The sequence below is a fragment of the Mizugakiibacter sediminis genome, from assembly GCF_000953855.2.
Taxonomy (GTDB): Bacteria; Pseudomonadota; Gammaproteobacteria; order Xanthomonadales; family Rhodanobacteraceae; genus Mizugakiibacter; species Mizugakiibacter sediminis.
This window is the reverse complement of record NZ_DF970210.1, coordinates 1-664: the sequence shown is the minus strand read 5'-3', so window position 1 is coordinate 664 and position 664 is coordinate 1. Positions and strand designations below refer to the sequence as shown.

Annotated in this window: 1 pseudogene; it reads right to left on the bottom strand. The window is 77.3% G+C overall.

The window, feature by feature from the left end:
* Positions 1 to 664: pseudogene (locus MBSD_RS09515) on the bottom strand (BatD family protein); the annotation flags it as partial.

Sequence of the window (664 nt, the reverse complement as noted above, 5' to 3'; positions counted from 1 at the left end):
GGGCGGCGCGGCGGGGGCGCCGGGCGCCGGCAGCACGCGCAGCGTGTGCGCCGCAATGCGCGCCAGCGCGGCGCGGTCGTGCTGCGTGTCCCACCACTGCACGGTGATCGCCGGCAGGGCGAGCGTGCCGGCGCGCGTCGGCACGATCGCGAACTTGCGCACGCGCGTGCCGACCAGCCAGCGGCCGTCGCCGCGCGTGCCGTCCTGCGGCTTGTCCGGGTAGACCTCGGCGCCGTCCAGCGTCGGCAGGGTCAGCGCCGGCAGCGCCTCGAACGGCAGGCCGGTGGCCTTCAGCGTCAGCGTCAGCGTCAGCGGCTCGCCGGCACGCAATTGGCCGTCCGCCGGCCAGCCTTCGGCGTCGAGGCTGAGCGATTGCGCCGGCAGCCACGGCCGCGGCGCGCCGGCGGGCGGCGGACGCACGTCGATCTCGAGCGCCTGCGAGCGCGCCGCCACCGGCTGGCTGTCGGCGAAGAAGGCGCCGTTGTCCAGCGCCAGCGCGCGGCCGCGGAAACCGATGCCCGGAATGGTCACGGCCCCGGCCTCGCGCGGCAGCAGCGCGTAGCGGCGCTCGACCACGTGGTAGACGCGTCCCGCGCGTTCGGCGGTGTAGTGCAGGTCGTCGCCGAGGCGGCGCACGTCGATGCCGTCGGCCTGCGGCTCGTCG